The organism is Rothia sp. ZJ932, assembly GCF_016924835.1.
Taxonomy (GTDB): Bacteria; Actinomycetota; Actinomycetes; order Actinomycetales; family Micrococcaceae; genus Rothia.
Window position 1 is genome coordinate 384,822 of the sequence record NZ_CP070480.1, and the last position, 15,635, is coordinate 400,456.

A 15,635-nucleotide genomic window follows, 5' to 3' on the forward strand; every position below is an offset into this window, starting at 1 on the left:
TTAATATGACACTATCGCATTGACGGCACCACAAAAACCCACATAAAATCAACCTACAAGAACCAATCGGTTGAATCTCATGAGCAGAGGTTGCACATAAATGTTTGCAGAAGAACGCCGTGCCGAAATAGCTAAGTTGGTATCATCGGCGCGGCGAGTTAACGGTGCTGACCTAGCACGACGTTACGAAGTCACCATGGAAACGGTTCGCCGTGACCTTGCCGCCCTCGAAGCTGAGGGTAAGCTACGTCGCGTCCACGGTGGTGCGGTCACCGTTGAACAGTCCACCTCCGTCGAATCCTCCATTGCCCTGCGCCAGAGCATGAACACCCCCGAGAAACAGCGTATTGCCCAAAAGGCTTATGATCTTTTGCGTGATTCGGACGTGGGGGCTGTTGTTTTGGACGCCGGTACCACTATTGAAATTTTGGCAGATCGTATTGCCACTGAAAACTTCAGTCTCAAATCTGGCTCTGATCGTCTGATCATTACTCATGCTCTTCACATTGCCGTGAAACTGGCTGAGGCAGATGGCATTGTGCTTGATTTGGTGGGCGGTCAGTTGCGCAGAATGACGTGGGCTGCTGTGGGCGCGCGCGCTGCCGAGCACTTTTCAACGATTCGCCCCGATATCGCGGTCATTGGCGTGAACGGTTTGGATGCCGAGTTTGGGTTGAGCACCCCCGGTCTTAATGAGGCAATCGTCAAAACCGCCATTGTTAAATCGGCGCGCCGCGTCGTGCTTTTGTGCGATTCTGCCAAGTTTGGGCAGGAATCGCTAGTGCGCTTTGCGGCTTTTGACGATATTGACACTCTTATTACAGACAAAGAACCCGAGGGTGAGCTTGCGAGTGCTCTCGAAGAATCCAACGTGGAGGTACTTATCGCATGATCGTTACACTAACCGCTAACCCGAGTATGGATCGCACCGTTGAGCTTTCAGGTGTGCTTGAGCGCGATGCTGTTATTCGCGCTGAGCGTGCTGTTGAAGATCCCGGTGGAAAAGGCGTGAATATTTCTCGTGCGTTACAGTCATCGGGGTTCGATACCGTAGCTGTGCTGCCCGGCGATGATGCAGACCCCGTACTGCACCAGCTGGCGGAGGCGTCGGTGCGGTGCCACAACCTGCCCCTTGGTGAGCCGATCCGTTCCAACATCACGATTGTTGAACCCGATGGTACAACCACCAAGATTAACGCTCCCGGTGCTGCCCTTGATGATGCTCAGCAGCAGCATCTGACCCGCGTCCTGGTAGAAGAGGGCATAGGCGCATCATGGCTGGTGCTGGCAGGTTCTTTGCCTCCCGGCGTTGATGGCGGCTACTACCGCTCGGTCATTCAGACACTGCGCGATGAGTTGGGCGACAAAGCTCCGCGTATTGCTGTTGATACCTCGGGGGATGCCCTGCGCGAAACGCTTGCAGATGCAACTGCCCTGCCCAACCTCATTAAGCCCAATGCCGAGGAACTGGCAGAGTTGGTAGGTCGCCCTGAAGCTGCTGAGGAGCTTGAAGAAAGCCCTGAACTGACCGCTCGCACCGCCCGCGAACTCGTAGAACGCGGTGTTGAGAACGTTTTGGCAACCCTCGGAGGCAAAGGTGCTGTGCTGGTAAATGCTGAAGGCGCTTGGCACGCTCAGCACGCTCCGGTGAAAGTGCGCTCAACTGTGGGTGCCGGAGATTCTTCTCTCTCGGGCTTCCTGATAGCTAGCGAACTGGGCAAAACCGCCAGCGAACGCTTGGTGCAGGCAGTGGCTCACGGCTCCGCCGCAGCGTCCTTGCCTGGTACGCAGATGCCCACCCTAGAATCAACCACTCCCGAAGCTGTCACCCTGCGAGAGATTCAGTTTTAAAAGTTTTCCCGGCTCTAAGCCACCTATCATGTCTTCTGCGCCTTGTATGAAGACACCACTATCAAAAGTAGTAAGAGACATCTTCTACAAGGAGGAACACATGTCTGCACTTATCACTACGGAGCTCGTCACTCTTGACGAGAACCTGGGTGCAACGCGTTTCGACGTGATTGAGCACTTGGTGAAATCCGTTGTGAACGCCGGACGCGCTAGCAGCTTCGATACGCTGTACGCGGACGCCAAAGCTCGTGAATCGAAGACTGACACCGGTATTCCCGGTGGTATCGCGATTCCCCACTGCCGCAGCGAAGCCGTTACCGAACCGACCCTAGCGATGGCGCGTCCTCGTCCCGGTGTTGACTTCGGCGCGAAGGACGGTGCAGCAGACCTGATTTTCTTCATTGCAGCACCCGCCGATGGCGATCAAGCTCACCTAAAGATCCTCTCGAAGATGGCTCGTTCACTGATGAAGAAGTCTTTTACGTCTGCACTGCGTGAAGCGAAGACTGAGCAGGAAATCGTTGATTTGGTCAACGACGCTTTGGACGTAAACCCTGACGGCACTGACCGCACTGCAGAGCAGAAAGCTGCCGCTACTCAGATAGCAGCCCCCGCTACTACCGGTGTAGCATCGGTGGCTACTGGCTCGGCTGCTAACGCCTCAGAGGCTCCTGCTGCCCGTCGCAAGATTGTTGCTATCACCGCTTGCCCCACTGGCATTGCACACACCTACATGGCAGCGGACGGTCTGACCTATGCTGCTGAAGACATGGGTGTTGATTTCAAGGTTGAGCCTCAGGGGTCATCGGGTGGCGAGAAGCTGACTCAGGCTGAGATTGATGCGGCTGATGCTGTGATCTTCGCAGTGGACGTGCCTGTGCGCGGACGCGAACGTTTCGCGGGCAAGCCTTACGTTGAGGTTCCTGTCAAGCGCGGCATCGATGAGCCCACTAAGCTCATTGAGACTGCTTTGTCTGAAGCTGATAACCCCAATGGTCGCTGTGTGACAGCTACCGGTGCCGCGGACGCATCCGAAAACGGCGAAGAAGCAAGTTCATGGGGCAAACGCATTTACAAGGCGCTGATGTCCGGTGTCTCGTACATGATTCCCTTCGTGGCTGCTGGCGGTATTATTCTCGCCATTGGCTTCATGCTTGAAGCGATTACCATGCCCAACCTGGGTGATGTCGATCCCGCGGCGATTCTCGATATCAACGGCGAAAGCGGTCGTACCCTCTTCAACCTTCAGGGCGTTCCCCTGAGCCTTTACTTGGGTGCTGCCCTGCACACCATTGGTGGTGCCGGTCTGGGTCTGATGGTTCCTGCCCTCGCTGCTTACATTGCCTACGGTCTGGCACAGCGTCCCGGTATTGCACCCGGCTTCATCGCCGGTTCAATTGCTGTCACCGTGGGTGGTGGCTTCATCGGCGGTATCGTCGCTGGTCTGCTGGCTGGTCTCACCGCGTACACCCTGCAGCAGCTCAAGCTGCCTCGCTGGTTGGGCGCAATGATGCCCGTTGTAATTATTCCTCTGGTCGCCTCCCTCGTAGCGGGCGGTCTCATGCTCCTGATTCTGGGCGGCCCCATCGCGTGGATTACCACCTCACTGAATGAGTGGCTGACCTCCATGAGCGGTAGCTCAGCGATCCTGCTCGGCATTATCCTTGGCCTCATGATGGGCTTCGACTTGGGCGGACCTGTCAACAAGGCAGCCTACCTCTTTGCTACCGCAGGTCTTGCAGCGAACACCGATGCTTCCCGCGAAATCATGGCAGCGGTTATCATCGCTGGTATGACCCCTCCTCTGGGTATGGCACTGGCTACCACCCTGCGCGGCAAGCTCTTCTCAGCACCCGAACGCGAAAACGGCAAAGCAGCCTGGCTGCTGGGCGCGTCCTTCATCTCTGAGGGCGCCATTCCTTTTGCGACTGCTGACCCCGCACGCGTGATTCCCTCATCGATGGCAGGCTCAGCAGTAGCTGGCGCTATCGCCATGGGTGCAGGCGTTGCGTCCCCGGCACCCCACGGTGGTCTGTGGATTATCGGTCTGGCAACCAACATCCCCATGTTCCTCCTTGCAGTTGTAGCGGGTACTCTCGTTACCGGCTTGGTTTATGTAGCTCTCAAGAGCGTTGGTACAAAGAACAAGGTAGATGCATAATTCTCTAGTAGGATTTAGCACAACCGAAACATTTCTAAGGAATATCGAATGACTATGTACAACGGTGTTGGCGTCTACGCAGGTCGAGTAATCGGTCCCGTCCTTCAGATGCCTGAACCCATTGCTGAGCCCGCCGCTAACCTCAAGCTCGCAGCGGATGAAACCCCCGAGCAGGCGGCAGAGCGCATTAAAGCAGCTGCGGACGCGGTCAAGGCAGATTTGTTGGAACGCGCTGAAAACGCATCTCGCGACGGTAAAGCAGTTCTCAAATCAACCTCTCAGATGGCAACCGACCGAGCACTACTCAAGGGCGCTATCAAGCTGGTTGAGAATCAGGGCGTAGCACCCGAGCGCGCAATCTGGGAATCGGCAACCTCATTTGCTGATCAGATGGCAGCTCTCGGCGGTTATATGGCAGAGCGCGTAACCGATATTTACGACGTTCGCGCTCGCATCGTGGCTCAGCTGACCGGTCAGCAGGCACCTGGCATTCCCACCTCAGATGAGCCTTTCATCCTGGCGGCAATTGACCTTGCACCTGCAGATACCGCAACCTTGAACCCTGAACAGGTTATCGCTCTGATTACCTCAGACGGTGGCCCCCAGGCACACACTGCTATTTTGGCTCGTGGGCTTGGTCTGCCGGCTATTGTGGCAGCCAAGGGCGTTACTGAAATCGCTAACGGCACTGTAGTGTACGTTGACTCCAACGAAGGCACCGTCAATACCGAGCCTTCCGAAGAGCACCGTGTAGCGGCTGAAAAGTACGCTAACCGCAAGCCTCTGGCTGACTTCGACGGTACCGGCGTGATGGCAGATGGCACCCGGATTCCCCTCTATGCTAACGTCGGTGACGGCAAGAGCGCAGAGAAGGCTGCCGGTCTCAAGGCAGAAGGCGTTGGTCTGCTGCGCACCGAGTTTGGTTTCTTGGGGTACGATGCTGAGCCTTCAGTAGATACTCAGGCAGAAACCTACAAGTCAGTTTTTGACGCTTTCCCCGGCAAGCATATTGTTGTTCGCACCCTAGATGCAGGTGCAGATAAGCCCCTGCCCTTCTTGAACACCAAAGAAGAAGAGAACCCCGCACTGGGAGTTCGAGGCTTCCGCACCGACTGGACCGTACCCGGTGTTCTGGCACGCCAGCTCGAAGCGATCAAGAAGGCATCAGAGGGCTCAGACACTGACATCTGGGTTATGGCACCGATGATTTCAACCACCTCAGAGGCCCGCAACTTCGCGAATATGCTCAAAGAAGTTGGTCTTGAAACCCGCGGTGTTATGGTCGAAACCCCCGCAGCAGCTGTTAACGCAGAAGCTATCTTGGGCGAAGTTGACTTCGTTTCGATTGGTACCAACGACCTGACCCAGTACACCATGGCAGCTGACCGTCTGCTCGGCGATTTGGCGCACCTGAACAACCCCTGGCAGCCCGCTGTGCTGAAGATGATTAAGCTGACCGTTGAAGGTGCACGTCGCGCGTCTACCACCGCTGGCACTAAGAAGTACGTATCTGTCTGCGGCGAAGCAGCAGCTGATCCGGCACTCGCTGTAGTTCTGGTCGGTCTGGGCGTTGACACCCTTTCCATGAACGCAGGTGCCATCGCAGCTGTTTCAGCGGTACTCAAGAGCGTCACTAAAGAGAAAGCTCAGCAGATCGCTGTTGAAGCGCTCGCGCAGATCTCATCAGCTGAAGCTAAGGCAGCAGCGCGTAAGATGCTCCCCGTTCTTGACGAGCTGGGTCTGTAAGGTCAAAAATCAAATGTAATCTGAGTCAAAAAGCCGGTTTTTACGCCGAAAAGCTGTGCGACCTGCTTTAGACTCAAAGTGGAAGAACATTTCCGCACATTTTCCTAAGGAGAATCATCATGGCAGAACGTATTGCCACCATTGCAAGCCGCGTTGGTCTGCACGCACGCCCCGCAGCTATCTTCGCAGAAGCAGCAGGCGACTTGCCCGTTGAGGTTACCATCGCAGCTGAAGGTGAACCCGCAGACGAGGCAATGGACGCAGCGTCAATCCTCTCACTCATGTCACTCGGCGCTAAGCACGGCGACAAGGTTGTTCTGCGTGCCGAGGGCGAAGGTGCTGATGAAGCACTCGAAACCCTGGTTAAGATCCTCGAAACCGACCACGACGCTGAGTAAATAGTTGACCCTTCATGGTTTTGGCTCCCCGCTGTTGAAAAACGGCGGGGAGCTTTTTACTGCTCAGAATATGCAATCTGCGGGTTGGTTTTACTCTGAAACAATGGTTTGATGGCATAAGCCGATGACCTTCCGGGTAAGGTCACGTTGGGTAAGCTGTAAAGACGCGCCCAACATCGCTAGACTTGTGAAAGATAATCGTACTGTGCGCATTTCGCGCCTTGAGAGATAAGAGTTGAGGCTCCTTGCGAGAATTTACCGCACGCTTTGCAACCACTGAAGAGATTGCTAACTGGGATGCTCATGTCACCGCTAACCCTAACGGCGGTAACTTATTGCAGTCGGCGTCTTTTGCATCCGTCAAAGCTAAGCACGGCTGGAAGCCCCTGTACTTGGTGTACGAAGGCACTACTGTTCGCGAGGGCGAAACTGCGCCTTTTGCTAGCTACAACTTGGTTCTAGAAAAGAGCGTTCCCAGCGTGGGCAAGCTCTGGTACATGATTAAGGGCCCAGACGTGTACAGCGTTGAGGATATCCCCGCTGTTTTGGATGCTAACAAAGAGTTCATCTCAAAGAATAAGCTGGGTGTCTTTGCGGTTAAGATTGAGCCTGATATCGTGGCCTCTGAAGAGACTAATGCTTTCTTAGCGCGTACTGGCTTGGTGAAGTCTTTCAATATTCAGCCCAACGATTCCACCGCTATCTTGAACACTGACATGTCTGAAGAAGACGTGCTGAAGTCGCTGAGTTCGCGTGGACGCAACGCGGTGCGTCGTTCATTGCGTGAGGGTTGCGAGGTTGAGCGTGTTGAGCTGACCGAAGAGAATATGCGTAAAATGTACGCTTTGATGGATACCGTGGGTCAGGGTAGCGCGAACGTTAACCTGCGTTCTTTTGAGTACTACAAGGATTTCTGGACCACCTTTGAAAAGGCCGGTCAGGGTCGCCTGTACTTCACCTATGAAGACGGCGAGCCTTCGGTGGGCGCCTACGTCATTAATTACGGTAACAAGGGCACCTACAAGGACGGCGGTTCTAAGCCACGTCGCAAGCAGTACGGCGATTCGCACCAGGTACAGTGGACGGCTCTGACGGACCTGATGAAAGACCACGGCATCGTGGAGTACGATTTCTGCGGTACCCCGCCGAGTGACCAGCTCAAGAATAAAGAGCACAACTACTACGGTTTGGGTCTGTTTAAGACTTCCTTTACTAAAACCGTAGTCGATTTTGTGGGCGTTTACGATCAGGTCATTTCACCTGCTAAGTACAAGCTGTGGAACTCATTTGCTGAGAAGGTTATGCGTCAGTTGTGGGTTCGTAAAACTGGTCAGCCTTTCTACTAAAATGCGCCCGTTCACCTCTGTGGTGAGCTCATTAAAGCGGTTGCGTTCTCCATAGAGTAATAAGGGTAAGAACGTAGCCGCTTACTCTTTGTACGGGGTAATCATCAGTATTGGTGAGGGAGGGAAAAACCTATGGCATCTACCGATAAGACTCAGCTACAGCAAAAAGCGTACCCTTCTGCTTTCGAGCAGGTTTCTCTTTCACTGAGTTCTGAGGGTGCTTTTGGTAGCTCTGCTGGGCTACCCCGTGCCCGTGATGTTGCGGCGAAGTCTGCTGCGGTTGTAGATAGCAATTCTGAGTACGTTGCTCATTCTTCGGGAACCTCGGTGGCTGAGGGATCTGCGAAGATCCACGGTGCTGAGAACCTCGGTGAGACTGCTGGTGGGGCAGCCGAGTTGCCCTCTGCGTCCTTAGATGCTTTTGGCAGTTCTTTGCCGGCCATTGACCTATCGCGGGTCAAAGACCCCGGTCTACGCGATTACTTACTGAACCACAAGCCTGATTCTACCGGTGAAAATACACCGGATGCTTTCGGTGCTGCCCACGATATGCCGGTGGCGGCTACTACCGAAGATATAAGCCCGTTTGGTCCTGCTGCCACTCAGCAGTCAGAACCTACCCCGCTTACCACAGCGATACCCCTTGCCACCACCACCTTGCTGGTATCAGGCACAGGTATGCAGCAGGCGTCCTACCCCTCAGTGGCACCTGCTACGGCGGGTATTCCGCAGGTAAAATCTGCGCCCAAATCGCCCTCGAAGGTTCGCTCTACTCTCAAATCTTTTGTTCAGCCCGATAAGTCGCTGACTAAGCCGGTGCGCGGTCTAGAGCGTATTTCTCAGCGTCAGTTTGCGATGTCTTCGCGCAAGCACCGTGAACGTTACGTTCGCGAAAAAGAAGAGGCACGCGAGGTTCTGAACTTCACCCTGCGCTTGTCTGAGACCATGTTCCATTACGGCGCGGACGCGATGGATGTCGATTCCGCGATTGTTGCGGTGTGCGCCGCCTACGGGCTCGACGAGGTTGAAGTTGATATTACCAACCAGTCGGTTATCATCAACTACGTTTCTGATATTGACGGTTTGGTAGATTCTAACGGGCACGCCCGCGGCGACTCATTTGAGCGTTTTAGCCACACGGTGGTGCGCGTGGTGCGTTCCTGGTCTGAGAACTATGCGGCCTTGGCAGATGTGTACAAGCTGATCCACGACATCACCGAAAAAGGGCTGAGTCGCGAGGACGCCGACCGCAAACTCAACCGCATTAACAATGCGAAGAAACTGTATTCGCCGATGACGGTGATGATTGCCAACATTGCGGCAGCGGGTACGCTGACCATCGGCATTGGCGGTAGCTGGCGTGCCGGTCTTGTGTCATCTTTGCTGTTTTTGTGCGTCTACTTTATGGATCAGATGCTCAGTAAACTTAACATGCCCAGCTTCTTTCACATGGCGGCAAGCGCAGGTCTTATTACCTTCGCGGCGATTTACCTCGGTGATAGCGATTCGTTCTTAACGCAGTTAGGCATTCCCGTCTCTGCACCGCACATTGTTGCTGCCGGTCTAATTATGCTGTTGCCAACCTTCAAGCTGGTCTCTGCGGTTCAGGACGCGATCAACGGCTTCCCCCTGACGGCGGCGGGGCGTTTTGTGTCTACTGCTATGTCGTTTTTGGGCTTGGTGGTGGGTCTTGCCAGCGGTGTTGCGGCTCTGTCGTTTATGGGTGCCACGCCTTTGGATATTAGTCAGAGTAAGTTTGATACCCCTGAGATGGTCACCAACATTGTGTTTATGACCTTGGCTTCGCTTTCTATTGCGGTGACAACCCAGACCCGTAAACGTACTCTGGGGTGGATTGTCCTTGTAACGGTCACGTCCATGCTGATCTATCACGGCTTTACCGCTGTATTTGGTGCGGGCAGCGGACGCGGCAACACAGCGATTGCTGCTCTGGTGATTGGCTTGCTCAGTACTTTGTTGGCGCACCGCTTTCATGCTCCGCAGGCTATATTTTCTATTCCCTCGCTGACCTTCTTACTACCCGGTCTTTCAATCTTCCGTGGCTTGTATTCGTTCACGGTTGAGGCAGACTCCGTGATGGGTGTGCCCGGCATGGTGACAGCACTGGCGATTATTCTGTCGATGGCATCAGGTGTGGTCTTGGGCGGCTATATCATGCAGTACCTGATTCAGCGGTTTGCGCCCCAACAAAGTGCGACGACCGACAACCTTACTCAGGCTATCCCGCAGGTCATGGATCGATAGGTAGCGTGCGATAGTGAGCACGCAGAACAACTGGGATCCGTTCGCGCCTTCCCTCAGTGAATCCGCCGAGGTGGCTCCTGAGGTGCCTATAACCATTAATGCTACCTACCCCTCGGCTGACCCTCTCATTAATGCTGATGCGGCTATATATACAGGTCAGGCGGAGATAACCAGACAAGCCGCCATCTTGCCTACCGCAAACGATGACGGTCAGCTGCTACCTGCGTCCTACCCCTCGGCTGAACCGGTATCGACAGCCACGGCGGCGCTACCGGTTGTTATCCCTCAGCAGACCAAGCGTCGTGCGCCAGGCAAGGCGGTGCGTAGGAGCATTTCGCAGTTTATGCGAGCTGATCAGGCTCTCACTGCTCCCTTGCGAGGGGTTGCCCGCGTGGCACAAAAACAGTTCACTCTGCGCGCCCAGCGCCGCGAAGAAAGCTTTGTGCGTGAAAAAGAACAGGCACGCGAAGTCCTGAATTTTACGGTGCGCTTAGCTGAGACGATGTTTCACTACGGTGCAGACGCTATTGACGTGGACTCGGCAATTGTGTCTGTCTGCTCGACCTACGGGCTCAACCAGGTCGAAATCAGTATCACCAACCAGTCAATTATCATCAACTACGTTTCTGATATTGACCGAGGGGTATATTCACCCGTGGGTGGCACTGAGGAGGACTTACGGTTCAGCCACACGGTGGTGCGGGTGGTACGAACCCTCTCAGAAAATTATGCGGCGCTCAACGATATTTACCGGCTGATTCATGAGATCACTGAATCTAACCTGCCCATGAAACAGGCAGCTGCCAGACTGACCTCTATTAACGAAACCCCTAAACTGTACTCGCCGCTGTGGGTGCTGCTCTTTAACCTGCTCATTGCCGGTAGCTTCACTCTGGGGGTGGGCGGTAGCTGGCGCGGTGCGGTGGTTTCAATCGTGTCATTTACTGTGATTCATTTTTTGGGGCAGTGGTTGGCTAAGTTTGGTCTTCCCGGATTCTTCATGATGATTTTCAACGCCGCTGTTCTTGCCACCATTGCTCTTTACATCAGTGATGATACCTCGATTTTCTATCAGCTGGGCTTCGAGGTTTCTGCCCCGCACATTGTGGGTGCTGGTCTTATGCTCTTTATGCCCACTTTCTTTTTGGTGTCGTGTGTGCAGGACGCTCTCCACGGCTTTCCGCTGACCGCTGCGGGAAAACTTGTAAGCACCGCTATTTCTTTCTTGGGTCTGGCAATTGGCATCGCAACGGCGGTAGAGATTTTGACCTATGCAGGCGCTAGCGGAATTGATCTACAAAAAGCGGTGTTTACGCCACCGCCACTGTGGGTGAGCATCGTTGGCATGGCGGTGGGTAGCATGGCGTGCGCCGGGGTCACTCAGGCACGAAAAACTAATCTTGCCCTGATTATTGTGGTGTCTTTGGTGGGGCAGGCTGTGTACTACGGTTTTAGCACGGCGACGGGGTTAGAGGTAACCCGCGTCAATGCTGTTTTGGCGGCGTGTACGGTCGGCGGTTTGAGCACTTATTTGGCGTATAAACTTTACGCACCCCAAGTGATTTTCTCGGTCTGCGGCATTATGTTTTTGCTGCCGGGTTTGACTTTCTTTAGGGGGTTGTATGCCTTTAGTGTGCATAACAACGAATCCTACGGGGCAGATGGCATGATCAACGCAGGCTCAACAGTTCTTGCCCTCGCTGGTGGGGTGGTACTGGGGGGTTACCTGATGGAAAACGCCATTGCCCGCTGGGGTAGCAGCGCCCGCGCCCAGCGTAAGAACTTCAACCGCTAAGAATCTTTTTAGGCAGAGGCGGGTAACTGCCAGTTCACGGGTTGGGCACCCTGCTGTATTAGCAGGTCGTTCGTGTGTGAAAAAGGACGTGAGCCAAAGAAGCCCCTGGAAGCACTCAAAGGTGAAGGGTGAGCCGACTCAACACAGGGGTAGCCGCCCAGCAAGGGCTTGCACTTGCGCGCGTCCGCGCCCCAGAGAATACCCACCAGCGGCGTTCCGCGCTGTGCGAGGGCGGTGATGGCGCAGGTAGTGATGGTTTCCCAGCCCTTATTGCGGTGCGAACCGGCGTCTCCGGCACCTACCGAGAGCACTCTGTTTAACAGCATGACGCCCTGATTACTCCAGGCGCTGAGGTCACCGTGGGCAGGCGGGGTGATTCCTAAATCTGTGTGCAGTTCTTTATAGATATTCTGCAAAGAGCGTGGCACGGGGCGAACATCGGGTTGCACCGAGAACGAAAGCCCCATTGCGTGACCGGGGGTGGGGTAGGGGTCTTGCCCAATAACGAGCACTTTCACCTCACTCATGGGCCGCTCAAAAGCTCTGAAAGTGACGGACGCCGGTGGTAGGGTGGCGCGTCCGGCGGCATGCTCTTCGCGTAGAAAGTTGCCCATTGCACGAATATTCTCTTCGACGGGCGCTAATGCGTGAGCCCAGTCGGCAGCCATAATTTCGTTGAGCGGACGCGCGGGCATAGGCACCCCACCTTTCACGGTTGAAAATTTCGCGGTAGGGTACATACGTTACTAGATAGAAGGTGTGGCGGTCTCTATGGAATCTGAACGAGAACCTACCGGTGAAGTGATAGATGCAATGGAGCAACCGTTATCCGATGAGGACGGTTTTGAGGAAAAAACCGATGAAACACGGGAACCTGAATCTGACACTCCAACCTCAGCGCTGACTGATATTGAAGCTGCCATTATTGGGTTAGAGAAAAGACGCTGGAAGTACCCCGGCGCTAAAGAGCAGGCTATCCGCCAGCAGTTGAGCTTGAGCCCTATCGCCTACTATCAGCTACTTAACACCATGATTGACACCCCGCGTGTGATTGCTGTTGAGCCTGCCCTGACTCGTCGCCTGCGAGAGCACCGCGATAACGGATGAATTGGGGGAACGGTCCCCCCCGGAGGAATGTTGCCGCTGCGAACGTGTAGCCTAGAACCACACCTTTTCTTTTTAGAGCCCTTTGCACCTCAGGAGTAGCCTCAATGCAGCAGTTTCCCCGCGACGAATTCGATGATGTTGATGAGAGTTCAAAACGCCGCGGAGCGTACCGTGCGCAGGACCCTCTCGCCGGTGCTTCAAAAACCCTGCTACCTCTTATTGGCGCGGGTCTAGCTTCTTTGCTTTTGGGCGGATTCATGTACATTTACTCTCCACAGACATCGGCACCGGGGGCAGCCAAAACTACCGAGGCGAGCGCGTCCGCATCAGAAAGCGAAATCCCCACCGCCGAACCTACCCCCGAAGACACAGGGGAGCCCGTTATCCTTGAAATCTATAACTCTGGTGGAATTACCGGCGCCGCCTCAGATGCAATGAATCTGATTATGGCATCGACTCAAAACGTCACCATCACCCAGGTCGGTAACTGGCAGGGCACCCCGGTTAACGGTTCTATCGTCTACTACGCTGCGGGCTACGAGGACGAAGCAAACGAAGCCGCTAACACCCTGGAAATCCCTTACATTCAGGAGGACCCGACTCAGGCGGTGCCGGTCATTGCGGTGCTCGGACCAGATTACGTTCTTTCTTCGTTGCGCGTTGATAGCGATCAGACGTCTGGCGAATAAAACCATCAAACTTTCACGACGCGCTTGGTAAAAACTGCCCTAGTGGCTGCGGTCTTCGTGCGCTGTGGGCGATTAAAGGAACCTAAACCCCTTGCTATGTTTGCGCTAGAGGTGGCTCAGGTGCCAAGATTGGAATTAGCACTTGAAGTGTGTGACTGCTAACCGCTGTGCTAGGTGATAGCAGCTACCACGCGCAAAAGTAAACTTTTGTGTGAACGGTGAGGGGCGCGCGTCCTGACGATACAGAAAAGTCAGGGTGTTAGACGTTCCGTCCGTCGCGGGCACCGAACACGCGAACACCGACACTACGTCCAGGAGGGCGAAACACCAATGGCAAAGTTGATTGCTTTTGATGAAGAAGCACGCCGCGGTCTTGAAAAGGGTTTGAATACCCTTGCAGACGCTGTCAAGGTAACCCTTGGCCCGCGCGGTCGTAACGTTGTATTGGAAAAGGCTTGGGGCGCACCCACCATCACCAATGACGGCGTTTCAATCGCTAAGGAAATCGAGCTTGAGGATCCTTACGAGAAGATCGGCGCGGAACTCGTTAAAGAAGTCGCGAAGAAGACCGACGACATCGCAGGTGACGGCACCACCACCGCAACCGTTTTGGCTCAGGCACTCGTCCGCGAAGGCTTGCGCAACGTTGCTGCTGGCGCTGACCCGCTGAGCCTCAAGCGCGGTATCGAAAAGGCTGTTGAAGCTGTAACCGCTGAGTTGCTTGAGTCAGCTAAAGAAGTTGAAACCGAAGAAGAAATCGCTGCAACCGCATCAATTTCAGCCGGCGACAAAGAAATCGGCAAGCTCATTGCTCAGGCAATGGAGAAGGTCGGTAAAGAAGGTGTTATCACCGTTGAAGAGTCAAACACCTTTGGTCTTGACCTTGAACTGACCGAGGGCATGCGCTTTGATAAGGGCTTCCTCTCAGGCTACTTCGTGACCGACCCCGATCGTCAGGAAGCTGTTCTTGAAGATCCTTACATCTTGATCGTGAACTCCAAGATCTCCAACGTAAAGGATCTTGTTCCCGTTCTTGAGAAGGTCATGCAGGCTGGTAAGCCCCTGTTGATTGTTGCTGAAGATGTTGAGGGTGAAGCTCTTGCGCTTCTGGTTCTGAACAAGATGCGCGGTTCTATCAAGTCTGTTGCTGTGAAGGCTCCCGGTTTCGGCGACCGCCGCAAGGCTCAGATGGCTGATATCGCTATTCTGACCGGTGGTCAGGTTATTACCGAAGAGGTTGGTCTTTCACTGGATCAGGCAACCATTGACCTGCTGGGTTCAGCTCGCAAGGTTGTTGTGACCAAGGACGAGACCACCATCATCGAGGGCGCTGGCGATCAGGCTTCTATCGAGGGTCGTGTTGCTCAGATTCGCGGTGAAATTGCGAACTCGGATTCTGACTACGACCGCGAGAAGTTGCAGGAGCGTTTGGCGAAGCTGGCAGGCGGTGTGGCAGTTCTTAAGGCTGGCGCAGCGACTGAGGTTGAGCTCAAGGAACGCAAGCACCGTATTGAGGACGCCGTTCGCAACGCGAAGGCTGCTGTTGAAGAGGGTATTGTTCCCGGCGGTGGCGTGGCTTTGATTCAGGCTGGCGTGAAGGCATTTGAGAAGTTGCAGCTTGAGGGCGATGAGGCAACTGGCGCGAACATCGTGAAGGTCGCTATCGACGCTCCCTTGAAGCAGATTGCTGCTAACGCAGGTCTGGAACCCGGCGTTGTTGTTGATAAGGTACGTGGTCTGCCCGTAGGTACCGGTCTCAACGCTGCAACCGGCGAGTACGAAGACTTGATGGCTGCCGGCATTAACGACCCCGTTAAGGTAACCCGTTCAGCTCTGCAGAACGCAGCTTCCATCGCAGGTCTGTTCTTGACTACCGAAGCTGTTGTCGCTGACAAGCCTGAGCCTGCTGGTGCGAACCCCGCAGCTGGCATGGATCCGGGCATGGGCGGCATGATGTAAGTTACCGGCTTATAACTCAGGACGTCGCATCCCCACTCTCAATGCAACTTTTAGGTTGATGAGGAGAGTGAGGACGCGGCGTCCTTGCTTTTAAGCTCCGCAGCGAGGGGGCGTTTTGCCCGCTTCTGCGCGGGCTGTGGGCAAAAAATATTCCCGGGGTGCCTTGCGGCGCTGGTGCGGATGCGGTGGGCGCGTCCTTGTCTGTCATGGGGGCCTCGGAAAGTTGTGTGGTAGTGCTAAGTGGGTATAAGTGGGGACAAAGACTGTGCGTAAGATACCCTACACAGACACTGATTAAACCTCTATCTCATTTAGACT

General features: G+C 54.7%; 12 protein-coding genes. 11 read left to right on the forward strand and 1 reads right to left on the reverse strand.

Annotated elements, in window-relative coordinates:
- Nucleotides 1-100: 100 nt before the first annotated feature.
- The 8 genes from JR346_RS01800 (at nt 101) to JR346_RS01835 (ending at nt 11,562) form a co-directional block, all read left to right on the forward strand.
- A complete protein-coding gene (locus JR346_RS01800) occupies nt 101-892 on the forward strand; it encodes a DeoR/GlpR family DNA-binding transcription regulator (RefSeq protein WP_204878022.1) in 792 nt (263 codons plus the stop codon).
- Nucleotides 889-1,851: a 1-phosphofructokinase family hexose kinase gene (locus JR346_RS01805; RefSeq protein ID WP_205482683.1), complete on the forward strand. Its 963-nt coding sequence runs from the start codon at nt 889-891 to the stop codon at nt 1,849-1,851. Before JR346_RS01800 ends, JR346_RS01805 begins: the two co-directional genes overlap by 4 nt.
- 100 nt (nt 1,852-1,951) lie before the next feature.
- Complete coding sequence (locus tag JR346_RS01810; protein WP_205482684.1) at nt 1,952-4,012, forward strand: fructose-specific PTS transporter subunit EIIC; 2,061 nt, start codon at nt 1,952-1,954, stop codon at nt 4,010-4,012.
- Between the two features lie 48 nt (nt 4,013-4,060).
- Nucleotides 4,061-5,758, forward strand: a complete 1,698-nt coding sequence (gene ptsP, locus JR346_RS01815; RefSeq protein ID WP_204878019.1) for a phosphoenolpyruvate--protein phosphotransferase — start codon at nt 4,061-4,063, stop codon at nt 5,756-5,758.
- 119 nt (nt 5,759-5,877) lie between these two features.
- Nucleotides 5,878-6,156, forward strand: a complete 279-nt coding sequence (locus JR346_RS01820; protein WP_204878018.1) for an HPr family phosphocarrier protein — start codon at nt 5,878-5,880, stop codon at nt 6,154-6,156.
- A 245-nt stretch (nt 6,157-6,401) separates the two neighbouring features.
- The gene (locus tag JR346_RS01825; RefSeq protein WP_205482685.1) at nt 6,402-7,502 is read left to right on the forward strand and encodes a peptidoglycan bridge formation glycyltransferase FemA/FemB family protein; all 1,101 of its coding nucleotides are present in this window, start codon (nt 6,402-6,404) and stop codon (nt 7,500-7,502) included.
- Nucleotides 7,503-7,634: 132 nt separating this feature from the next.
- A complete protein-coding gene (locus JR346_RS01830) occupies nt 7,635-9,767 on the forward strand; it encodes a threonine/serine exporter ThrE family protein (protein ID WP_205482687.1) in 2,133 nt (710 codons plus the stop codon).
- A gap of 13 nt (nt 9,768-9,780) precedes the next feature.
- On the forward strand, nt 9,781-11,562 hold the full coding sequence (locus tag JR346_RS01835) for a threonine/serine exporter ThrE family protein (RefSeq protein WP_205482689.1): 1,782 nt from the start codon (nt 9,781-9,783) through the stop codon (nt 11,560-11,562).
- An 8-nt stretch (nt 11,563-11,570) separates the two neighbouring features.
- On the opposite strand, the gene JR346_RS01840 is transcribed toward JR346_RS01835, so the two are convergent.
- Nucleotides 11,571-12,257: a uracil-DNA glycosylase gene (locus tag JR346_RS01840; protein ID WP_205482690.1), complete on the reverse strand. Its 687-nt coding sequence runs from the start codon at nt 12,255-12,257 to the stop codon at nt 11,571-11,573.
- A gap of 76 nt (nt 12,258-12,333) precedes the next feature.
- Between JR346_RS01840 and JR346_RS01845 the strand changes: the two genes are divergently transcribed.
- The 3 genes from JR346_RS01845 (at nt 12,334) to groL (ending at nt 15,317) form a co-directional block, all read left to right on the forward strand.
- The gene (locus JR346_RS01845) at nt 12,334-12,669 is read left to right on the forward strand and encodes a DUF3263 domain-containing protein (protein ID WP_205482692.1); all 336 of its coding nucleotides are present in this window, start codon (nt 12,334-12,336) and stop codon (nt 12,667-12,669) included.
- 104 nt (nt 12,670-12,773) lie between these two features.
- Nucleotides 12,774-13,358: a LytR C-terminal domain-containing protein gene (locus tag JR346_RS01850; RefSeq protein WP_205482694.1), complete on the forward strand. Its 585-nt coding sequence runs from the start codon at nt 12,774-12,776 to the stop codon at nt 13,356-13,358.
- A 330-nt stretch (nt 13,359-13,688) separates the two neighbouring features.
- The gene (gene groL / locus JR346_RS01855) at nt 13,689-15,317 is read left to right on the forward strand and encodes a chaperonin GroEL (protein WP_204878011.1); all 1,629 of its coding nucleotides are present in this window, start codon (nt 13,689-13,691) and stop codon (nt 15,315-15,317) included.
- Nucleotides 15,318-15,635 lie beyond the last annotated feature (318 nt).